The sequence below is a fragment of the Cyclonatronum sp. genome, assembly GCF_022565315.1.
GTDB lineage: Bacteria > Bacteroidota > Rhodothermia > Balneolales > Cyclonatronaceae > Cyclonatronum.
This window is the reverse complement of record NZ_JAIUMX010000015.1, coordinates 20,241-42,380: the sequence shown is the minus strand read 5'-3', so window position 1 is coordinate 42,380 and position 22,140 is coordinate 20,241. Positions and strand designations below refer to the sequence as shown.

Here is a 22,140-nt window from a genome sequence, read left to right as displayed (position 1 = left end):
AATTGGCTTATACCTTCGATAAAAGCCCCAGGTTTTCGAGGGTTTCTTTCAAAAGGGTAGTACGCAGTGGTTTTGAAAGAAAACCGGACATGCCGGAATCGAAACAACGCTGTTTTTCCTCTTTGGCAACACCGGCTGTAAGCGCAATTATTGGAATTGCACTGAAATCTTCACCCATGCTGCGGATTTCTTTTGTAGCGTCGATGCCGCTCATCACCGGCATCTGAATATCCATGATAATAAAATCAGGTTTCACCCGCATCGTTAATTCAACTGCCTGCTGACCATTAACAGCCTCTATGATGTGAACATCACCCAGCAATTTTCTTAAAACTGTTTTAATCAGGGTAAGGTTCAGCGGCACATCTTCGGCAACGAGTACCCGCTTCAGTTCTTTCTTTTCAACGGCCTGCGGCGACTCTTGCTTCAGCCCTGATTCCTGAGGTGTGGACACTGCCGTATTTCGATGCTGATTATTTTCAGCCTGCTTTGAAGCTTCGGCCAGTACCTCCCGCAGCTGATGCCATTTCACCGGTTTTGACAAAGTAATATACTGATTCTTACTCAACCGGCTAAAAAGGGAGCTGAGCCGTGCCCGGTGCGACGGACTGTAGGCAAATACGACGGGATGTGTGTTTGCTGCAGCCGCGCAGCATTTAAAAATGGCATCAATTTCGAATTGCTGATTGGGGTTCAGTGAAATCATCGCAATATTTTCCAACCGGCTGGTTTCCAGCATATGCTGCACTTGAGTAACTGAACTGCAAATTTCACAAACAAATCCAAGTTTTTGGATCATCAGCTTCATAAGATCAGCTTGCGCTTCACAGGGCTCATAGATAAGGATTTTTATGGTTTTACCGATTTCCGAACCAGCGTTTTGCTTCTGCATGATTCGTTCGGTAATATCTGCTTCCTCGTTGAGCACAACATTACTAACGAGCGTGAAGCTAAATAAACTACCCTTGCCCGGCTTGCTGCGCAGGTTAATTTTTGACCCAAGTTTATTAATGATGGAAGCCGAAATCGCAAGCCCGAGACCGGTGCCGCCATACTTTCTTGTATCTGAATTATCAGCCTGCGAAAAAGCTTTAAAGAGACGCTGCTGGCGGTCCGGGTGAATTCCGATGCCGGTATCCTGCACTTCAAACAAAAACCGGCTTCGGCCCGGGCTCAGGCGTTGCTCCGACAAACGGATCGTTACAGTGCCTTTCTCAGTAAATTTAACGGCATTGTTCATCAGGTTAAGCAAAACCTGCTTCAGCCGGATTGAGTCTGTAAGAATAGTATCCGAAACGTCAAGCCCGATATCAAGAATAACTTCGATATTACGGGCGGTAGCCTGATAACTGATTATATCCGCTGTTTCTTCAACAAGCTTGCGGATATTTGTAGGTATATACTCGATTTCGAGTTTTCCGGCCTCAATTTTGGAAAAATCCAAAATATCATTGATGATATTCATGAGCGACCTTCCAGAAGTAAGCACGTACTCCAGGTACTGCCCCTGTAATTCATCCAGCGAAGTTGATGCAAGCAGCTCCGAAAACCCTATTACCCCATTGAGCGGGGTACGGATTTCGTGGCTCATGTTTGCAAGGAACATTGACTTTGCTTTAGATGCTTCTTCGGCTTTATTTCTTGCCTTTTCGAGGGTTTCTTCAAGAAGCATCCGTTGCTTCAGACTCACGAGCACCTTGGCAAATACCCGAAGTAAATCTTTTTCATTTAAAGAAAAGTGCTTCAGCTCACTCACCGTTTCAAAGCCTGTAAAGCCGACAACCACGCCATTATCAACCATGGGGGAGCAGAAAATGCTCTTCACCTTGTCGTACTCTAATAGCTTTTTATAAGCCCCGTCTTTCATCTCAGAAACATCAGAAATATCAACATTCTGGTGTTTCGTTATTTTTTCACCTATTTCCGGAATATTTGAAATATCATAAGCTGTATAAAGCTGAACCGTTGAAACGATACCGGCTTTGCACCACTCGTACCGCATTGACATTTCGGTATGTGATTCATTAAAATCGAAGATGTACACGCGGTCTGCCTCTACGAGATCTGCAATGGAAATGAGGGCATCCTGAATGGTTTCATCAAGCTGCTGCCGTTCCACGCTGATGAAAACCTGAACGATATCGAACAGTGTTTTAAGCATGCGTGAGTATTCGGCAACCTCTATTTCCGCATTTTTCTGGTTGGTGATATCAATCTTGAAACCGTCGAGCCTTGCTTTGTTTTGATCATCATCATAAACAACCTTGGTACGGTTTCTCACCCATTTCACCCTGCCTTCCGAATCGATTATCCGGTACTCCATTTCGGAATCGACCCCTTCTGTGAGGACTTTAGAAAGCTGATCAAAAGCGTGCAGATCATCAGGGTGGGTGTGTGCCCTCCATACATTTACATCCTCAAACCACCGCTCTTTCGGGAAACCGTAAAGCTGCTCTACAGAGGGTGTGATAAAAAGGAGTTTTTTTTCTTTCAAATCAAAGCTATAAACAACATCCGACATATCTGCCAGAATGTTACTAAGCCTTGTTCTTGTTTTTGCAAGTTCATCTCTGTTACGCTTACGCTCATCAATATCCTGAACGGAACCAAAAAGACGTACCGGTTTGCCAGCCTGTATCTCTGCCTGACCAATAGTTCTTACCCAAACACGCCGCCCTGCCGCTGTTAAAATCTGAATTTCAAGATCGTAGCTTTTGCCCTTTTCCAGCAAATCCTGAAAAGCTGAATCGAACGTGTTTCTGAATTCAGGATGGCAGAAACTGTTGGCATCTTTTAGAGACAGTTCGCCGATAGCATGCGGTTCAAGATCGTGAATAAGATAGCAAACCTCTGTCCAGATCAGGGTATCGGTTACGGGTACATACTCCCAGCTTCCGATACGGGCAATCCTGTTGGTCTCAACCAATATCTGTTTGAGGCGCAGCAGGTCTTTTTCAGCCTGCTTTCGCTGGGTTATATCAGCATTTGACCCTGCAATTCGGACAGCTCTGCCGCTTGCATCCCTGATAGCTGCGGCCCGGCCGTTAATCCAACGGTAATAGCCGTGTTTGTGGCGCATCCGGTATTCGATATCAAAATTTGCCTCATCGCCACAAACGAATTTCTCAAGGTAGCCAAGCACAAATGCTTTATCATCAGGATGTAACAGATCCACGAAAGCATCAATCGTAGCAGAGAGCTCTTCTTCTGCATATCCAAGCTGCTTTTTCCATCGGGGCGAAAAAAACATACGGCCTGAAAACAGTTCCCAATCCCAGATTCCGTCTTTCGTGCCTTTTAGTGCCAGATCATATTGGAGGGTTTTTTCCTTTAAACTCAGTTCTGCCTGTTTAAGGCTTGTAACGTTGGTGGAAATACCCAGAATTGCCATCTCACCCAAACCGGGATGTCTGTAAGGTATTTTAATGGTCTGAAACCAGCCTTTTTCCTGGCTCGTACGGTTCATTTCGTACATTTCAGGCATTGTTACCCGTTTGCCGTTTTCTATAACCGTTTTATCAAACGCCGTAAATTTACGGCTCAGCTTGGGATCAACGCCAAGGTCAACATCTGATTTTCCGATAATTTCATCCGGACTTATTCCGTACCAGTTTGCGAACTGCGTATTCGCCATCAGGTATCTGCCCTGCTGATCTTTGGCAAAAATATAATTTGGCATAGCGTCAAGAATGCTTCTCAGCTGCTTATTAAGCAGTTCAACTTCTTCTGCCTGAAGCACTTCGGCAGTAACATCTCGGGCAGCACAATAGATTCGATCATTCTGAAGAGTCGCTTTCCATTCGAAATGCTTTACTTCTTTACTTTTGGTGATAATCCGGTTTCTTATCGTAAGGGAGTTTTCAAGAGTGAGGTTTGTAATTTTTTTTAGCGTATTTCTCTGATCAACCGGGTGAATAAGAGTATGAAACGGATTATGATACAGCTCAGAGCGTTTGTAGCCTGTAAAGTTTTCCCATTGGGTGTTCAGATAAACCATTTGCATATTCGAGTCGAAAATGCAGAGCATATCCAGACTTGCCTCAAAAAGTGCTTCGATTTCTTCAATTCGTTTCCGCTCATAATTGGTGTCGAAAACCATCACCCCTAAAAGATCAGCTTCACCAGCCTGTCTAAAAACAAAAAGCCGGACCCAGTCGTCGAGGGTAACAAAGTAAGTCTCGATCTCAAGTGTAAAGTTATCGCTCTCTACAAACGAGATGATCTGCCCCCATTCACGGTCCTGCGTATGAAAGCCCGGAAACAGGGCACCGATACGGTTTTGATTGAGCCCGATGCTGAGCTTGGCCAGCATGAGCTCCAGTTTTGGGTTATAGTTTACAATTTCAAAATCAGAAACACGCTTGGTACTGTCGCGGATTACGCGACACTCGAGGAAGCCAAAAGGGCTATGGTTAAGTATTTCCCTTGTAATCAAAAAATATCCTTCTTTGGCAATCTGCTTTAAAAAAACATGGGTTTGTTCTATGCTGCATCTGCTGCTGAATACCTTTCAACACAACATATTTAAAAAATATACTACGAATACTGCAAGTATTTTTTACTAACTGAAAATACTGATTCATTTAAAAAAATCACATACTTGTGTAAACTCATCATCTGTAATCTGAAAGTGGAATACAGCCCTAATGGTTTGCGGGCCAAAAGCCGTCATACTTATGCCAGCCTGTGCAAGTTCACTGAGGGTTTGCTCAGCCGGCCCCGGTGTATCGAAAAGCAGGATATTCGTAAATACGTTTTCCGGATCAGCCGCATAACGGCCTTTTTTCTGAATTACATGCGCCAGTTTTCGTGCCCTTTCGTTGTCTGTTTTCAGCTTATCAAAATGATGATCCAGCGCGTAAGCGGCGGCTGCCGCCAGCAGACCGGTCTGCCGCATACCTCCGCCGAGCATTTTCCGGGTGCGCCGGGCTGAACGGATGCGCTCTGCCGTTGAGAGAACCATCGAGCCAACCGGAGCGCCAAGCCCTTTACTGAAACAAACTGAAATGGTATCGAAAAGTGATCCGATTTCGGCTGCGCTGTACGGGTTTTCTGCCAGAGCATTCCAGATTCGGGCACCATCGAGGTGCAGAAAAAGGCCGTGTCTGTCCGCAATTTCGCGCAGTGTTTTTAGTACCGGCATCGAATACACAGCCCCTCCTCCTTTATTTGTAGTGTTTTCAACAGCAATTACGCGCGTATGCGGGTCCCAGTCGTTTTTTGTGCGAACAGCCGCTTCTACCGCTTCAGGATCAAGAATTCCGTTTTTCCCTTGAAGAGGGCGAAGCTGAACCGACGAAAGCCAGGCAGCGGTTGAGGCTTCATAATTAAATATGTGAGCTTTGTTATCAAGTATAATCTCATCACCGGGATTGGTAAGCTCATACAGACAAATCTGATTACCCATCACACCGCTTGGCACAAACAGACCCGCCTGTTGCCCAAACATGGCTGCGACTCTTTCTTCAAAAGCGTTTACGGTTGGGTCCTCACCGAACACATCATCCCCGACGGGGGCGTTTATCATAGCCTGAAGCATTTCCGGTGTTGGCCGGGTTACGGTATCACTTCGCAAATCAATCATAGCCATTTTTTTTGAGTTTAATGTTGAAATAATAGCGGTTAAAAATTAAAGCCGCTGCTTCTTTTGAAGCAGCGGCTTTATGAGATGCAGTTAATTTTTATTTTTTGAAGGAATAAAAACCAGATCCGGTTTTATCTCCCAGCTTGCCGGCATCTACCATTTTAACCAGCAGCGGACACGGCCGGTATTTTGGGTCTCTGAAGCCGTCGTAAAGCACGTTGAGGATATCGAGGCAGACATCAAGACCAATAAAATCGGCAAGACGCAGCGGCCCCATCGGGTGCGCCATTCCGAGCTTCATTACCTCATCCACATGCTCGGGGGTACCAACTCCCTCATATACACAAAATATCGCTTCATTAATCATGGGCATAAGTACCCGATTTGAAACAAAGCCCGGTGAGTCATTTACAGGAACCGGAACTTTCCCGAAATCGCGGGATAGCTTCTCGATTGTACTGTTCACCTCGTCGCTCGTTTCAAGCCCGCGAACAACTTCAACCAGTTTCATGACCGGAACAGGGTTAAAGAAGTGCATGCCAATAACCTTATCCGGGCGTTTTGTTACCCCTGCAAGTTTTGTGATGGATATGGATGAAGTATTAGATGCAAGAATGGTTTCCGGGGGGGTAACCGCATCGAGTGTGCTGAAAATCTTTTTTTTCAGGTCGAAATTCTCGTTTACAGCTTCGATCACCAGATCAGCCTCAGCAGCAGCGGTTTCAAGATCGGTTGATGTAGTAAGCCGCCCGAGCGCAGCGTCTTTGCCGGCTTCTGTAATCTTTTCTTTGGCAACCATTCGGGTGAGGTTTTTTGTGATGGTGCCTAAAGCACGCTCAAGTACAGGAGCGCTGATATCCACCAGGGTTACGTTAAAGCCGGATTGTGCAGCAACATGCGCAATACCGTTGCCCATGGTTCCGCCGCCAATAACTACAATTTTCTGAATGCTCATACATTTTATGATTTAAGGATTGTTTCAGTTGATATAACAGTACATGAACCACTCCGCCAGCCTGCGGAGCTTAGGATGAATCAGCTATTGATGGTAGTTGTAAACCTGCATTTATCCAAAAATTCGGCAACCGTTTCTTCTGCCGTTTGCGCAGGTCTGATTATTTGAAACGTGCCGTCGGTTTTAAGCAGTGCTTCAGCCGGCAGCGCCCGCCGGTTATATTGTGAAGCCATCGTCATACCGTAGGCTCCGGCATCGCAAAACGCGAGCACATCATCCATTTCGGCCTCTGGAAGCAGCCGGTCGAAGGCCAGAATATCGCCGCTTTCGCATATGTTACCCGAAATTGTGTAGAGCTGATCTGGCGTGTGCTCAATTTTGGTGAGGTTTACCACATCATGCCAGGCATCATAAATAATGGGGCGCATCAGGTGATGCATACCCGTATCAGTGCCAAGATAACGTGTTTCGAGCTGATCTTTGATGGTTTGCACCTTCGTGAGTAAAAACCCGGCTTCAGCTACAAACCAGCGGCCGGGCTCAAACAAATAGTGAAAGCCCTCCGGCCGGCCTTTCAGGTCAGCTTCAAAAAGCGCAGAGGCAAGCCTGCCGAAATGCGCCATATCAAAAGGTTTCTCCGAACTCCGGTAAGGGGTCGGCATTCCGCCGCCAAAGTTTATGAAGGTAAGGTCAGAAAACTCCTTTGAGAGCTCTATTAACACTTTCATGGCTGCAATCAGGTTTTCGGGTTCTTTAATACCGCTGCCAATATGAGCGTGCAAACCGATAATGCGTTTGCCGTATTTTTTGGCCAGTGCTACTGCTTCTTCAATCTGCCCGATCCGGATTCCGAATTTACTTTCGGAGTCGCCGGTGTTTACCCGTGCGTGATGCCCGTCGCCAATTGCCGGATTAATTCGCACGCAGCATTCAGTCGCTTCAGGGTGCCGGCAAAAGCGTTCAAGTCGTTTTAATGAACCAATATTGAGAATTACGCCCATCTGTATGGCAGCATCCATTTCAGCATCGCTCATGCTGTTTTCAGTGTAGAAAATCTGCCGGGGATTATCTGTAAAATGCCGGCACAGCAGCACTTCCTCGAAACTTACGGTATCAAAGCCAATACCGGATTTTTGAATGAGTGAAAGAATATGCGGGTTGTCGTTGGCTTTTATTGCATACAGCCACTTAACCGGCTGATTTTCAAATGTATCAAGCACAATTCTGCTTTGTCTCATAATTACGGCTTCATTGTAAACGTAGCAGGGCGTGCCAAGCTGCCGGGCAACCTGAAGCAATGCTGTTGTGTCAGTTTCTCTTATTTTTGTCAAAATTCCTCGTATCAGTTCGTTATATTACACTTTCAAATTTATGTGAAAAGCACCTGCAAACTCAGAGCTTCGATCTGAGGTAAACCGGGCATTCCAAAAATAAGCTCTCAAACTATCTTTCACCGCTCACAATTCAATTATTTTCAATAATGCATGCTTGCTGTGCAGTACGCGCAGCAAGCCCCTAAAGCTTGTAAAATTTCGGACTGATTTACCTAACTTCAGGGCTATCGTAACAAATAACCTTATCCTGATTTGTGAAGGGTATGCCTTCGAAGCAGTACACCTTATTTATTTAGCACCTTCTACAGATAAAATCGGCAGCATTTACTCTCTCTCAAAATTATGAAGTTCACATCACCGGCACTTCTGGTTTTTCTTGCAGTACTGATTTCTGCATCACTTTTTCTTACCGTTCGCTCTGTATTATTTGGTTCTTCGGGCTTTGAAAGCGGCACCCTTACCATCCATTCGCTTCACCAACCCCTAAGCCTTGACCGTACTGAAAGTGGTATGGTGAGTATTAAGCTGCTGCAGATTGAGGACTATGAAACCGCTTTAGGTTTCGTGCACGCCCGCGACCGGCTATGGCAGCTCGAAAAAATGCAGCGCGCAGTGCAGGGTACCCAATCGGTATATGCCGGTAAGGATTTCATGCGGGCTGATTTACTCACCCGCTTACTACTTGAAACCGGCAATCAGCGGTTTGAGGATTTTTTTGGGTTTACCGCTGCCGATATGCAGCGTTTTGAGCGCTACGCAGCAGGTGTTAATGCTTTTATTGATCAGGCCGGAAGAAATTTACCTATGCAGTTTACGATTAGCGGTAGCAGTGCATCCCGATGGACCGCTGAAGATGTTGCAGCATCTTTTGTACTTCAGCTGTGGCTGCTCGAAACCGACTGGCAACAGCAGCTCGCCAACCTGAAAGTATCGAAACTTCTTCCACAGGGGCTTGTACCGCTGCTTTTTGGCCGCACTATTACCTCAGAATTTGCTGAAATTGACGCGGGTCCGGCCTTTCTTGAACAGATTAGTGAACTGCTCACAGCTGATTATCAGCTCAGGGTACTGCTGAATGCTCCAAGGCAGATTGATCCGGTAAGGTCGATAGCTGAATGGCATGAAGACGGGACTGTCACAAGCCTGCTCTCTTTTCAGTCAGGGCCGGGCACACCAGGTTTTTGGTATGATGCAGCATTTACAGGGCCGGCATTTAGCGGAAATGGCATACGAGCCTTCACGCTGCCCGGCACACCCGTATTATGGGCAGGCTCAACTGAGCACAAAAGCTGGCATCCGGTTAATTCTAAAGTCATTACAGATATCCTTTATCAAAATGAGGATTATGCGCCATCTTCCCGTATTTCGGTAAGAACCGCCGAAGGCGGCAGTATGCTTTTTCATCTGAACATAACCCCGGATTCCTTCACAATGCTGCCCGACCAGCGCAGCCGCTTTGCCTTCAAAAGATCTAACACACAAACCGGTGCTATTTTCAGAGATTACATGGGCATTGGCATATCTGGCCGGGAAAATCTGCAAGTTTATGAACAAAGGCATATCAACATCATTAATACCCATAATGATGAAAACATGCTTACTCAACCTCAGTTACAGGCTCAGTACCCGATTCGTTTCTCCGGTTACCGGAGCACGGTAAGTGATGCCCTTTCGGGGCAGACTTTTTTTGGATACAACCGGCTGCTTGAATTCAGCAATCCGGAATTACTTGTTACCCATAAAGGCCGGCTTCAATTTGCGCAAAACCTGAGCAACATTCTTTCAGGCTACACTTCAGTACCATCTCTTTCGATGGCGGCCGAATACCTGTCGAATTGGGACGGGCAGTACAACCGGTACCTCACGGCTGCGACCCTCACAGAGCTTAGCCTGTTTAAAACAGCCGAAAATGCCCTTGCAGCTTATCTTGACCCTGAAGTTGTTGGCGTTTTGCGCAATATAAACCTGATCGATCCGGAGATCGGCGTTTTTCTGCTTAATGCCCACCTCACAGCACGGGAGGGAGCTTCCCCTGTGAGCAATCAGTTTTTTGCCCGCCGGGTTCAGGAAGCTCTTTTTGAGCTGGAGTCCATTTTCGGACCAGAACCATATGCCTGGCGCTGGGGAAATGTAAACAAGAATACGTTTACTGACCTTGCCCTCTGCGGGGATACGCAGCAATCAGCATTTTTCCGCCAAAGGGCGTGCTTCACCCTCGAAGCCGTGCGTGATGTAAGCATACTCGGGCAACAGGACCTTGTGAACGCTGCCGTCGTTTACCTGCGTGACGGCAGCGTGCAGACAAGTTCATTCACTACAGCACTGCTTCAAAGCCGCACAGATCCAAACGGCAATGCTGAACATGTTTCAATGCTTATCCCGGGTCATTCTGATAACCCTTTTTCAACCTGGTTTGATACAGGCATGGGCTACTGGCCCTACTTCGAACGCTTCTCACTCATCCCATCCACAAAAACACGATCACAGCTAAGGCTAAAACCTGCTGGTACGTGAAACAGTTAGCACGTTTACACCTCACCCTTTTGTTTATTATATGACATCATCACACGAACTCAGTATCGGGATTGACGGCGGTGGCAGTGGTTCCCGTTTCGTGTTTTATTATAACGATCAACCCTATTCAGCCGTCGGGCCCATTTTGCAGGCACGGATTAAGCCCGCAGATGAAACGGCAGGGCTTATCGCGCAGATTATCGGTCATATTTGTGAGAAAAAAAATTATCCGATGCCCTCACGCATTACAGCCGGCATAGCAGGTGCCGCACAGGCTGAAATCAGGCAGGCCCTCACGCAAAGTCTGAAAGGAATCTTCAGGGCCGCAAAAATTACGGTTATGTCGGATATTGCAGCCACATTTGTTACCAATTTCCCTGACAGCAAAATTGAGGGCAGAGCTGTTTTGATTTGCGGAACCGGATCTGTACTTGTGTACGGACATGACGGAATTTTAAAAGTTGCCGGAGGTTTCGGCCCCGCTCTCAACGAATACGGAAGCGGGCGTCAGCTGGGTAAAGATTTTATGAGCTGCCTGATGAGCTGCATGGATAAAGGCACACGCGACCCTGAAGTAAAAGCTATACTGGAAAAAGACGGCCTCTACCTGAATACCCGCCTTGACGCCTTAAAACTGCTGTACAGCTCCGATTTCAACCCTTCCACACTCGCCCCAACCTGTCTGCAGCTGGCAAGCACAGGACATTCAAGCTGCCGGAAAATTGCAGAACATCACATTGAATCCCTTTTAAGCCTTTTCGCGGCAGCTTTTAGTGTTAAGCGCAGCCTGAAGCAGGTTGCACTGCACGGCGGCTTATTTAACAGCAGCTGGTTTATGGAAAGGGTGATTCAGGAACTCACAGCTGCTTACACGGATATTCAGATCAAACGCAGCTATCAGGATACAGCCGGTTTTCTGGCCAAAAAGGAAATCAGCAACATACCTGTTGTTTGCCTTTAGAACATTTTAGCATTAATCTTAAGGGCAGCACGCTTCAATATTGTTCATCAATCCCCGAATCCCATTTTCCGGAATCTCATGTGCAGGCCATTTTGTGTAACCTTTAGCTTCTTCTTCATTTTAATCTTACTGTCAACTCCGCTTCAATCAACAACATTAGGTGAAACTGCCCTCAGCTCCGGAACGGGCTCAACTGATGATGTGAGAAATCACATACAGGAACAGGCCCTGCACCTGCTTCGGGACATGAGTTTACAGGAAAAAATTGCTCAGCTTATCGTTATTCGGGCACAAGGCAATTACTATTCGGAAGATGCGGATGAGTTTCTGCACCTTTCACGAATGGTAAATGAGTATCAGGTTGGCGGTATTATATTTTTCCGCGGGGAGATTTACAACCAGGCTGTACTGCATAACAAACTGCAGCGGCTGTCCAGAATCCCCCTTTGGATCAGTCAGGATATGGAATTCGGTGCAGCTATGCGTATTTCCGGCACAACCCGATTCACGCCCGCTATGGGCATTGCTGCTACAGGCAACCCTCACAATGCCTTTGAAAAAGGACGCATCACAGCACTTGAAGCACGCGCTATCGGCGTTCATCAGATTTACGCTCCGGTTGTGGATATCAATAACAACCCTGAGAACCCGGTAATTAATGTACGCTCATTTTCCGAAGATCCTGAAACCGTGAGCATGTACGCCGAATCTTTCATAAAGGGAGTGCAGAGTCAGGGCATTGTTGCAACTGCCAAACATTTTCCGGGACACGGAGATACCGACGTTGACTCCCATATCGGTCTGCCGGTTGTGCAGCACACCCGCGAGCGCCTCAATCAGCTTGAACTACTGCCTTTTCGCCGGGTAATTGATGCAGGCGTTGGCAGTGTTATGTCGGCGCACATTGCCTTCCCAAATATTACCGAGGGTATTAACCGACCGGCCACACTTGAACCCGGTTTAATGCACGGTTTACTGCGGGATGAACTCGGCTTCGACGGCCTCATCGTAACAGACGGGCTTGAGATGCAGGGCATTGCGTCGAATTATGCGCCGGGTGAAGCGGCCGTTCTCGCGTTGAATGCAGGAGCCGACGTGCTGCTGCTTTCCCCGGATGAGCTCACTGCCATTTTCCAGATTAAGGAGGCCGTACAACGCGGCGAGATCTCCGAAAGCCGCATCGATGATTCGGTGCTTCGCATCCTTGCGCTTAAAATCGATCACGGGCTTATGCGCAACGCCGAAGTAAACATCAACCGTATTTCACGGGTTGTAAATACGCGTGCAAACCAGCTTACGGCCGATCGTATAGCACGCGAATCGATTACCGTGCTGCGCAATAACCGGGACATTCTGCCGATAAGGCCCGACCGGTTCCCCAAAATTACCGTTATCGCCATAGCCGGCGGGCGTACGGGAAATGTGGGTTCCGAATTCAGAAGTGAACTTTCAAAATATCATCCGGATATTTCATTCCATTTGTATGACGAACGAACTTCCGAACAGGAGCTCAACGAAGCGATAGCTTCTGCCCGACAAGCCAACCTGATTATCGTAGGCTCGTTTCTGCCCCTTACAACAGGAAGGCCCATCACTTTCAACCGCGAACAGCAGCGCTTTGTACGGCGCATTCAGCAACTCGGGCGCCCGAAAGTTGTTATTTCATTCTCCAGCCCGTATGTGGTTAATGAAATTCCGGATGCTGATGTGCACATACTATCATGGACTTCCCTCGGCAGCCATTCTGCAGCAACAGCTGCAGCCCTTTTCGGAGCAAGCGATGTTTCCGGACGCCTGCCCATATCCATACCGGGCCTGTATGTGCGTGGTGAAGGCATCGAAATTCCTAAAACTATCTTAAGGCAGGACCGCCCGGAAGCAGCAGGGCTTTCCACCGAAAAACTATACGAAATCACCCGAATCATGAACAGGGCCGTTCAGGACTCTGTCTTTCCCGGAGGAACTGTAGCAGTTGTACGAAACGGTATTTTAGCCTGGAATGAAGGCTATGGATATCACGACTATAACAAAAGGCGCCCGGTACGCAGCACTGATATTTACGATATAGCTTCGCTCACCAAACCGGTAGCTACAACTACCGCTGTAATGATGCTTGCCGAGCAGGGCAGGCTACGGCTCGATCAAACCGTTCAGTCTTTTATCCCGGGCTTCCGCTCAGGCATGAAAGGCGACATCACCATAGAGCATCTGCTCAACCACACCTCCGGCCTGCCGGCTTACCGCTTGTATGTGGATCAGTTTCAGAGCCGGGAGGCCATACTTCAGGCCGTTATCAGTGAGCCGCTGCTTCAGCCGCCGGGCGAAGGGGTAATCTACAGCGACCTTGGCTTCATCCTGCTTGCTGAAATTGTTGAACAGATTACTGAAATGCCGCTCGACCGGTTTTTAAACACGCAGTTTTTTTACCCGATTGGCATGACGGATACGCTGTTCAACCCCAGAAGGCGCGGAAGATGGACGCTAAACAGGATTCCTCCAACAGAAGTTGACCGGCAGTGGCGAAACACCATTATTCGCGGGGATGTGCATGACGAGCGCGCGCACTTTATGGGTGGCATAGCAGGCCATGCAGGGCTTTTTTCCACAAGCGGAAACCTGGCCATTTACGGGCAGTTTTTGCTCAACAACGGAAGCTACGGCGGGCGTGAATATGTTTCGGACGCAATTATGCGTACCTTTACCTCCCGAGAAGCTTCCCGCGGGGGAAGGGCTCTGGGATTCGACTTAAAAAGCCTTAACGGCTTCACTACTGCCGGTCAGCTGAGCAGCAACGACACCTTTGGCCATCTGGGGTTCACCGGAACAAGCCTCTGGGTTGACCCGCAGCGGAATCTTGCCGTCATCATTCTTACCAATCGTACCTATCCGGAGCGAGGAACTTCCGCCGGCATTAATCAGGTGAGAGCGAGGGTGATGGACGCCGTGATTGAGGCCATCACCGATGTTACAGACTGATTTATGAATTTCAAGAAATTAAGCACTTTCAGCTACGTCCCCTATTCAGGAAAGCCACAAGCCTGTGTAATCCAATCCGTATCCGGGCATTTTTATCCCGGTGTGAGGATAGAAAACATCTCTTACCCCCTCACCATCGGCCGTATTCAGGCCGCAGTATTTTCCTGCATTGCTGACGGGGAAAAACCCGAAACACTGATACTTCCTGACGAAGCCGATACAGGGGAACTTCTATCCTACTGGGAAACAACCTTTGGCTTTACGACCATTACCGATGCTGATTTCACATTCAGCCCCAAAAATCTGGTCGTTAAAATTTCGGGAAATATCCGATACGACCATCTGCTTGAGCTTTGCAAGAAGGCCGTAATTCCCAACTCCTCTTTTCCGGTAGCTGCTTTGCTTCAGGTAAATGACGGATTTATACCGGGGGTAAATGCTGAAACAACCGGCTGGGAGCTTGGGCTGTGTGCCGAGCGGATTGCACTCAGCAGGGCGATTTCTGCCGGCTATGGCCCGTCAGAAACGGGCAACATGTATATCGCTGCACCCATGGGCGACTACGTGAGCCCGTGCGGAGCATGCCGTCAGGTAATGATGGAACATATACAATCGCAGCGGATTCATCTTTACCAAAATCATACTGAATTGCTTTCAGTAGGCTGCACAGACCTTCTCCCCTATCATTTTTCAAGCGATGAGTTGAGTAAGAAATCCGGCAAAAACCAACAATCTGCTTTTTCTGAATGATGAATCCCGAAAGGCTGTTGCCGACCTTTGTAACAGTACCGGAAATTTAACCACCTGCAATACATCTCTATCACAGCAAAGCCGCATGAAATACCTTTTCATCCTTGATTATACCCGCCTTGATCAGGGTACTTTCCTCAAACATCTCGCACGTTCACTCGCCGGTCTTAAACTCGATTCTTTCATGATGATTCATGCTGACAGCGAGTACACATCCCGAATAACAGAAACGGGGGTGCTCACCGAAACTGCGAGAATCAGGGCTACAAAAGAGCTCAACCACAGGCTCACCGCACTTTTCGCCGATGAGGGCATCCCGCTGATCGCCATTAACGGGTATCAGCGTAAAACGATAGTTAAAGACGGAAATAAAATAAAGGTCAATGCAAACTTCCTGAAAGAGCTCGGAACAAAGACCAATGTACTGCTCTCAAACCTGATTGAAGACGAAAACGGAATGCAAGCTGCCCTTCCCTTGGCACAGCTTGCAGAGGTGCTGCATGAAAAAATGAACTTCACCTATCTGTGTGCATTTGACTCAAATGACAATCCCGAGGCACTACTTTTTACCAGGCATGATGACAATCCTTTACCGGCAAAACTTCCGGAAGAACTTTCGGGAACATCAATGCCGCTGAACCTGCTTCAACCTGCGCAAATGACCTCTTCAGAAGTCTTTCAAAAAAAGCTCCGTTCATCAAAGATATAGCTATATTTTACAACATTATCCACAAACGCTTAAAAAACAATTGCATACAAAAAACTATTGTAAATTAGCCCGAAACCCCTTTTTTTAGCCTTCAGTCTTGATTCACGTGAATCATATAATTAGATTCTAAGGCATTCAACATTGTTTCTTTCATCTTAATTAACAGATAAACGGAGTTCAACAAAATGAGTCGTTTTCACGAAGTTAAAGCCCTCGTAGATTCTCTCGAAGAGGACATGGATAAGTTCTACAACAAGTCAAACAAAACTGCCGGTACCCGCGCGCGTAAAACGCTTCAGGACCTGAAAAAACTTGCTCAGGAAATCCGCATCGATATTCAGGATAAGAAAAACGAAGAGTAACTACTCATTTTTTCTCCTATCCAAACTAAGCCACAGCTCAGCGTGTGGCTTTTTTTTTGTTTCAAAGCCAACACACGTCCCCTCTTTTTAGCTATGCGCCCTTCCCTGTTACTCCTTTTACTTCTGCCCCTGATTGCAGGGGCATGCTCAACCTCAGAAAAAGAAACCAAGCTTGTTTTACTTTCTACAGCTGATGTTCACGGTTATGTATTCCCCTGGGATTACTATAATGATCAGCCTGAAGAGCGCTACAGCCTTCTAAAAGCTGCCACCATTATCGACTCCGTTCGCTCGCAAAACCCGCACACCCTTGCTTTAGACGCCGGCGACTGGCTTCAGGGCAACCCCTTTGCTGAATACTTTGCCAGGGTTGATACCACCCTGGCCTACCCTTTTTTGAGTGTCGTTGATGCGCTTGATTTCAGCGCCGTTGTCGTCGGAAACCATGAGTTCAACTTCGGCCTTGAACACCTGCACTTCCGTATGTCTCAGTCCGATACTCCCTTTCTGGCAGCCAACGCCTTACATTCCGAAACAGGGCAAGCAGCCTATACCCCATGGCTGATTAAAGAAGTTGACGGATATAAGATTGGCATACTTGGCCTTACAACTCCGGGTTCCGCCATTTGGGACCGCCCAAGGCTCGAAGGCAGGCTTCGGTTTGAAGACGGGGTTGAATCTGCACGCAGGTATGTGCCGGAAATGCTGGAAAACGGTGCAGAAGTGATTATTCTGGTGATTCACTCAGGCTTTGAAGGTTCTACGAGCTACACATCCGACGTTTTGGGTGAAGAGCATTTCGGCCGGGCAATTGCAGATGAGGTGCCCGGCATTCATGCCATGGTTACGTCGCACACACACCGGTTAATCGATGATTTAATTTATTTATCAGAAGCCAACCCGCAGGGAGTAGCTGTAACTCAGCCGGGTCGCTGGGCATCGCACATAGGTTATACAGAGCTGCTGCTTAGCCGTGATGCCACCGGAACTGTACAGGTCGCCTACGGCAAGAACATCGCCCTTCCTGTTGAAGGCGCAAAACCGCATACAGCTTTGTATGAGCAGTTTCTTGGGGAACACGAATTGGTGCGCTCCCACATGCAAAAAGCCATTGCCACAACAGATTCTGTATGGAGCAGCTCCGATGCCCGCCTTGCAGACCGTGCCATTACTGACCTTATACAATATGTTCAGCGAAGAGCAACAGGTGCAGACCTCTCAGGCAGTGCCATATTTCATACCGATGCAGCTTTTACAGACGGCATCATCAACCGTGGGTCGCTTGCGAGGGTATATCCTTTTGAAAATACGCTTTTCAAGCTGCGGATAAGCGGGGCTGTGTTACGGGAGTATCTGGAATTTTCAGCCCGCTACTATGAAACCTACAATGGCGACGGTACTGCGCTCCCGCAGCCTGCCGGCCACATACCCGGCTTCAATTTTGACGTCGTTTACGGGGCCAACTACCAGATAAACCTGCGTAAACCCGCCGGTGAACGCATCGAAAACCTCCGCGTGAACGGCAGGCCGGTACGTGATTCAGACAGCTTCACCATTGCACTCAACTCCTATCGTGCCGTAGGCGGAGGCGACTACCACATGATAGCCGGTGCAGAAGTGGTCGGCGTTATAGATACCTCAGTAAGACTTCTGGTTGAGCAATACCTCCTGGAAAAAGGACACATCAACCCACAGGATGTTGCCCGTAAATACTGGCAAATCGTTTACTAATATGCAGCTATGTCTCTCGACCTGACAACACCGGCACTGTTATTTCCGGCCATTTCATTATTACTGCTGGCCTACACCAACCGGTTTCTGACCCTCTCCGGCCTAATCCGCGGCTTATCGCAAAAATACCGGGAAAACCCCGATCACTTAATCTACGGGCAGATTGTAAACCTGCGCAAGCGTGTAAACCTGATAAAATCTATGCAGCTTCACGGAGTTCTCAGCCTCTTTTTGTGCGTTTTTTGCATGTTCCTTCTTTTTGCGGATTACCTTTTAGCCGGCAGTTATGTATTCGGGGCAGCACTGCTTTTCCTGCTTTATTCACTGGCATTGTCAATTCAGGAAATATACATCTCCGTCGAAGCGCTGAATCTTCAGCTGAGCCTGATTGAAAGCAACCCCGTTCCAAAAGAAAAGCCCGCGCAATAAATTTATGCACGGGCTTCTGAAAAGTACGCTGCTGATTGGCACTCAGGGTTAATCCAGAGATTCTTCTGATATTTCATCATCACCGCTGCTTACAACTATATCATCCTGAATGGAATCATCATCATCGTCGTCATCTTCTTGCGCAACTGGCGCAGCTGGTTTTTTCTTTTCCTTTTCCTCAACTGCACCAGCCCTGCGCAGGTAAGCACCAACTTCGGGATGATCATTATCAGTGGCCATTCTTAAAGCCGATTTACCGCTCTTGTCTTTAACGCGAACATCTGCACCGTGGCGCACAAGGTAGGTACAAACGGCGAGATGACCTTCTCTGGCTGCAAGCATGAGAGGAGTTTGCCCCCACGACTGACGTGCATTGATATCAGCACCTTCTTTAAGCAGCAGTTTAACAGCTTCCAGCTGCCCCTCGCGCGCAGCTATGATAAGAGCCAGCGGGCCTACCTGGGCGCCGTTTTCCAGCAGATACTTCATCATCTCAATATTACCGTTTTCGGCAGCCCGGTTGAGCGCTGTACCACCCATTTTATTCGAAATATTGGGATCAGCACCTGCCTTAATCAGAGCCTGAACCACATCAAACCGGTTGTTTTCAGCCGCGTAAATTAGAGGGGATGAACCGTTTTTAGCCTGCTCATTAATTGCTGCACCCTCGCTCAACAAGCGCGTCAGACCCTTAAGATCGCCCGATGCAGCACATGCATGTAGTTCTGGAATACTCATAAATGGATATATTTACTGAATAAAAAAAAATTGCGGCTTTGAATGAATTGGGTTGCCTGAAACTAATACCATTTCTGAAAAATTCCATACGGTTTTGCCTTTTTATCGAACCATCGCTTTGTTTTTTTGCAGTGCCTTTATCTTCTTATCTTGACTGCGCAGCTTTTGCCTGCAATCAACCTCCGGCAACAAACCGCAGCTGCATTTTCGCTCACAAGGTTGCCGCTCTTTCAACAACATTCAAAATTAAATTTATGAGTTTTCCGAAGTTAATCGCATTTTTTGTCCTGTTCGCATTCACAATCAGTTTTGTTGCCTGCCAAAGCCCTGACAACGGAAACGGGGAGTCAGAATTTCAGCCGGTTTTTCCTGAAGGGCTTATCGTTGAAGATATTGTTACCGGTGAAGGTGTTCAGGTACGGCAGGATGACATTCTGAGTGTAAATTACACCGGCTTTCTCGAAGATGGTACTGTATTTGACAGCAGCGAGGGCCGCGGGCCTTTCAGCTTTCAGCTCGGTGCCGGTCAGGTTATCCCGGGCTGGGACCGCGGCCTTGAGGGAATGCGGGAAGGCGGAAAACGCAACCTTACCATTCCTCCTGATCTGGCTTACGGTGAGCGTGGTGCAGGAAATGTAATTCCTCCAAATGCTACCATTAGTTTTGAAGTAGAATTGCTTGAAGTTTTCAAAATGCCCGACGGTGTTTGGGAGTACAATGAATCGGATGTTGTAACTACTCCAAGCGGCCTTCAGTACGTAATCATCGAAGAAGGCACCGGCGAACTTGTTGAAGTAAATGACCGCGCTTTTGTTCACTATGATGGTTTCCTTACCGATGGCACTATGTTTGATTCATCCGCCATGCGCGGACAGCCGCTGAGCATTGTAGTTGGCGTAGGCATGGTAATCCAAGGCTGGGACGAAGGCCTGCAGGGCATGCGCGTTGGCGAGCGCCGTGTGCTCATTATCCCTTCTGAGCTCGGTTACGGCGACCGTGCCCGCGGCGACTTAATTCCCGCAAACTCAACCCTCGTTTTCAATGTGAACGTGGTTGATGTCGATAAAGCGACTGACTGATTTCGATTCTTAACTGCAGGCTGCCTGAGAAGACGGCAGCCTGCAGTTATTTTGTTCTGGCAGCTAAATCCTCCCGCTGATTATTTTCATCCTCTTTTTCCACCACACCCGATTATGAGCAGCATACCCATTAAACAAATCGATGCTTTCACCCGGAAACCTTTTGCCGGAAATCCGGCCGGTGTTGTAACAAATGCCGACCACCTTTCTTCTACCGACATGCAGCGGATTGCCAGCGAAATGGCTGTATCTGAGACCGCTTTCGTGCTCAAGCCAACTTCTGAAAGCTGCGATCTTCGCCTGCGCTGGTTCACGCCCACCCGTGAAGTTGACCTTTGCGGGCACGCTACCATAGCTGCTTTCCATGCCCTTGCAGAAGAAGGCCTGTTCGGCTTAACCGTTGATGAACCCCAAAGCTTCAATGTCGAAACCCGCTCCGGTGTGCTCGCTGTTGATGTGGAATGGAAAGACCTGCAGCCCTATATCAAAATGGGCCTGCCCATTCCGAAGTTTTTCCCCTTTCCGGATGACTACTCCCTGCTTTGTGCAGCCATCGGTGTAGCCGAAGTTGAGCTGAGCAAAAAGGTGAAGCCGCAAATTACGCAGGATGGCTACTGCTTCATCCCCCTCGCTTCGTATGAGAGCCTGAAAACCATTGAGCCTAACCTTATGCTGATGCGCAAGATCAACGAGCGCCATGCTATTACAGGTTTTGCCGTTGTAACTACCGATACGGGGGAATACGACATCGATTGGCACATGCGCTTTTTTGCGCCCTCACTCGGCGTTCAGGAAGATCCGGTAACCGGTTCCGCCAACGGACCAATGGCCGTTTTTCTGTGGCACAACAACCTTGTTGACCGTAACAAGAAGTTCTTTTCCTTCAAAGGATATCAGGGCTACCTGATGAACCGCCCCGGCTACGTTACGGTGAACATGGCTGTGAAAGATAATGAGGTTACCATGCTTCAGATTGCGGGTCAGGCCGTGACAGTTCTCGAAGGCTCCATCCGCACGCACCTCAACATTGCCGAAAAACTATAGTATGAACACATGAGCCGAGTTCCGGCTTCCTCATCCATCCCCCTGAAACAGAAAAGTCCGCTCCGATGCAGCACATCAGAGCGGACTTTTATTTTATTAGCCGGTCGGGACTTAATTCTTCCCGGGTTTCATCATCCTGAAAAACTGCTTCAGCTGCTCACGGGGGGCAGCCTGTGTAATGAAGTTAAACTGCCCGGCTTTCAGGCGTTCGCCGCCGTCGATGGTTACGCACTCCCCGGTGATGTAAGCTGCGAGGTCGGAAATCAGAAAACAGGCCAGGTTTGCAAGCTCATCATGCTCGCCGTAACGGCCGGCCGGGATCTGCTTCAGGTAGGCCTGCTCCATCTTGGGATCGGGCATCAGGCGAGTCCAGGCGCCTTCTGTGGGGAAGGGTCCCGGGGCGATGCTGTTTACCCGAATACCGTAAGTTGCCCACTCGTAGGCGAGGGTGTTCGTCATGGCATAAACACCGGCCTTGGCGCAGGCCGAGGGCAGCACAAAAGCCGAACCGGTTTCGGTGTAGGTCGTTACGATATTGAGGATGCTCCCCTGTTTTTTGGCATCAATAAGGCGACGGCCAAATTGCTGCGAGCAGTTAAAGGTGCCGTTGAGCACAATATCTACGACCGACTTAAACGCGTTGGGGCTGAGGTCTTCCGAGGCAGACAGGAAATTGCCGGCAGCGTTGTTTACCAGCACATCACAGCCGCCAAAACCGGCTTCGATCTTATCCATCATGGCACCTACAGCTTCATAATCGCGTACATCAACCGAATAGAAAGCTGTTTTTTTTCCGGCGGTTGAAACCGCGTCGATTTCTTTCGCCGCAGCTTCCAGCTTTTCGAGCCTCCGGCCGCAGATCAGAAGCTGCGCGCCAAGAGCTGCAAAACCTTTTGCCATCGCCAGACCGAGGCCTGAGCCCCCGCCGGTGATCAAAACCGTTTTGGTGCTCAGGGTGTCCTCTTTAAACATAT

General features: G+C 48.2%; 16 protein-coding genes. 10 read left to right on the top strand and 6 right to left on the bottom strand.

Translation table 11 applies throughout. The features are described from left to right. Positions 1-7: 7 nt before the first annotated feature. The 4 genes from LAT75_RS04625 to lysA form a co-directional block, all read right to left on the bottom strand. Complete coding sequence (locus LAT75_RS04625) at positions 8-4,435, bottom strand: PAS domain-containing protein (RefSeq protein WP_291481458.1); 4,428 nt, start codon at positions 4,433-4,435, stop codon at positions 8-10. A gap of 144 nt (positions 4,436-4,579) precedes the next feature. Beyond that, the gene (locus LAT75_RS04620) at positions 4,580-5,584 is read right to left on the bottom strand and encodes a GntG family PLP-dependent aldolase (RefSeq protein WP_291481457.1); all 1,005 of its coding nucleotides are present in this window, start codon (positions 5,582-5,584) and stop codon (positions 4,580-4,582) included. A 97-nt stretch (positions 5,585-5,681) separates the two neighbouring features. After that, positions 5,682-6,533, bottom strand: a complete 852-nt coding sequence (locus LAT75_RS04615; protein ID WP_363320519.1) for a 3-hydroxybutyryl-CoA dehydrogenase — start codon at positions 6,531-6,533, stop codon at positions 5,682-5,684. A gap of 86 nt (positions 6,534-6,619) precedes the next feature. Continuing rightward, positions 6,620-7,870 (bottom strand): diaminopimelate decarboxylase, encoded by a 1,251-nt coding sequence (gene lysA / locus LAT75_RS04610; RefSeq protein WP_291481455.1) that lies wholly within the window; start codon positions 7,868-7,870, stop codon positions 6,620-6,622. A gap of 345 nt (positions 7,871-8,215) precedes the next feature. Between lysA and LAT75_RS04605 the strand changes: the two genes are divergently transcribed. From LAT75_RS04605 to LAT75_RS04570, 8 genes are all read left to right on the top strand, one after another. Then, positions 8,216-10,387, top strand: coding sequence for a penicillin acylase family protein (locus tag LAT75_RS04605; RefSeq protein WP_291481454.1), 2,172 nt, complete (start codon positions 8,216-8,218; stop codon positions 10,385-10,387). A 40-nt stretch (positions 10,388-10,427) separates the two neighbouring features. Continuing rightward, positions 10,428-11,348 (top strand): hypothetical protein, encoded by a 921-nt coding sequence (locus LAT75_RS04600; RefSeq protein ID WP_291481453.1) that lies wholly within the window; start codon positions 10,428-10,430, stop codon positions 11,346-11,348. A 201-nt stretch (positions 11,349-11,549) separates the two neighbouring features. Continuing rightward, the gene (locus LAT75_RS04595; RefSeq protein WP_291481452.1) at positions 11,550-14,324 is read left to right on the top strand and encodes a glycoside hydrolase family 3 N-terminal domain-containing protein; all 2,775 of its coding nucleotides are present in this window, start codon (positions 11,550-11,552) and stop codon (positions 14,322-14,324) included. Between the two features lie 3 nt (positions 14,325-14,327). After that, positions 14,328-15,074, top strand: coding sequence for a cytidine deaminase (locus LAT75_RS04590; protein WP_291481451.1), 747 nt, complete (start codon positions 14,328-14,330; stop codon positions 15,072-15,074). An 85-nt stretch (positions 15,075-15,159) separates the two neighbouring features. Further along, positions 15,160-15,783: a hypothetical protein gene (locus LAT75_RS04585; protein WP_291481450.1), complete on the top strand. Its 624-nt coding sequence runs from the start codon at positions 15,160-15,162 to the stop codon at positions 15,781-15,783. 185 nt (positions 15,784-15,968) lie between these two features. After that, entirely contained in the window at positions 15,969-16,145 is a 177-nt protein-coding gene (locus tag LAT75_RS04580) for a histone H1 (protein ID WP_291481449.1), read from the top strand. Between the two features lie 93 nt (positions 16,146-16,238). Beyond that, entirely contained in the window at positions 16,239-17,876 is a 1,638-nt protein-coding gene (locus LAT75_RS04575; protein WP_291481448.1) for a 5'-nucleotidase C-terminal domain-containing protein, read from the top strand. A gap of 9 nt (positions 17,877-17,885) precedes the next feature. After that, positions 17,886-18,305 carry a DUF2721 domain-containing protein gene (locus LAT75_RS04570; protein ID WP_291481447.1) on the top strand — a complete coding sequence of 140 codons (420 nt, stop codon included), beginning with the start codon at positions 17,886-17,888 and terminating at the stop codon, positions 18,303-18,305. Positions 18,306-18,353: 48 nt separating this feature from the next. Here the strand turns inward: LAT75_RS04570 and LAT75_RS04565 are convergent, their stop codons facing one another. Continuing rightward, entirely contained in the window at positions 18,354-19,043 is a 690-nt protein-coding gene (locus tag LAT75_RS04565; protein ID WP_291481446.1) for an ankyrin repeat domain-containing protein, read from the bottom strand. Between the two features lie 254 nt (positions 19,044-19,297). Between LAT75_RS04565 and LAT75_RS04560 the strand changes: the two genes are divergently transcribed. Continuing rightward, complete coding sequence (locus LAT75_RS04560) at positions 19,298-20,122, top strand: FKBP-type peptidyl-prolyl cis-trans isomerase (protein WP_291481445.1); 825 nt, start codon at positions 19,298-19,300, stop codon at positions 20,120-20,122. A 114-nt stretch (positions 20,123-20,236) separates the two neighbouring features. Further along, on the top strand, positions 20,237-21,166 hold the full coding sequence (locus LAT75_RS04555; RefSeq protein WP_291481444.1) for a PhzF family phenazine biosynthesis isomerase: 930 nt from the start codon (positions 20,237-20,239) through the stop codon (positions 21,164-21,166). 111 nt (positions 21,167-21,277) lie between these two features. Here the strand turns inward: LAT75_RS04555 and LAT75_RS04550 are convergent, their stop codons facing one another. Further along, positions 21,278-22,138, bottom strand: coding sequence for an SDR family oxidoreductase (locus LAT75_RS04550; protein ID WP_291481443.1), 861 nt, complete (start codon positions 22,136-22,138; stop codon positions 21,278-21,280). Positions 22,139-22,140: the final 2 nt, after the last annotated feature.

What these genes read in the sequence shown, in the direction of transcription:
- LAT75_RS04550 (WP_291481443.1), bottom strand. Translation starts at nt 22,138, where the DNA reads ATGTTTAAAGAGGACACCCTGAGCACCAAAACGGTTTTGATCACCGGC.
- LAT75_RS04570 (WP_291481447.1), top strand. Translation starts at nt 17,886, where the DNA reads ATGTCTCTCGACCTGACAACACCGGCACTGTTATTTCCGGCCATTTCA.
- LAT75_RS04600 (WP_291481453.1), top strand. Translation starts at nt 10,428, where the DNA reads ATGACATCATCACACGAACTCAGTATCGGGATTGACGGCGGTGGCAGT.
- LAT75_RS04565 (WP_291481446.1), bottom strand. Translation starts at nt 19,043, where the DNA reads ATGAGTATTCCAGAACTACATGCATGTGCTGCATCGGGCGATCTTAAG.
- LAT75_RS04555 (WP_291481444.1), top strand. Translation starts at nt 20,237, where the DNA reads ATGAGCAGCATACCCATTAAACAAATCGATGCTTTCACCCGGAAACCT.
- LAT75_RS04560 (WP_291481445.1), top strand. Translation starts at nt 19,298, where the DNA reads ATGAGTTTTCCGAAGTTAATCGCATTTTTTGTCCTGTTCGCATTCACA.
- LAT75_RS04590 (WP_291481451.1), top strand. Translation starts at nt 14,328, where the DNA reads ATGAATTTCAAGAAATTAAGCACTTTCAGCTACGTCCCCTATTCAGGA.
- LAT75_RS04580 (WP_291481449.1), top strand. Translation starts at nt 15,969, where the DNA reads ATGAGTCGTTTTCACGAAGTTAAAGCCCTCGTAGATTCTCTCGAAGAG.
- LAT75_RS04575 (WP_291481448.1), top strand. Translation starts at nt 16,239, where the DNA reads ATGCGCCCTTCCCTGTTACTCCTTTTACTTCTGCCCCTGATTGCAGGG.
- LAT75_RS04585 (WP_291481450.1), top strand. Translation starts at nt 15,160, where the DNA reads ATGAAATACCTTTTCATCCTTGATTATACCCGCCTTGATCAGGGTACT.
- LAT75_RS04605 (WP_291481454.1), top strand. Translation starts at nt 8,216, where the DNA reads ATGAAGTTCACATCACCGGCACTTCTGGTTTTTCTTGCAGTACTGATT.
- LAT75_RS04620 (WP_291481457.1), bottom strand. Translation starts at nt 5,584, where the DNA reads ATGATTGATTTGCGAAGTGATACCGTAACCCGGCCAACACCGGAAATG.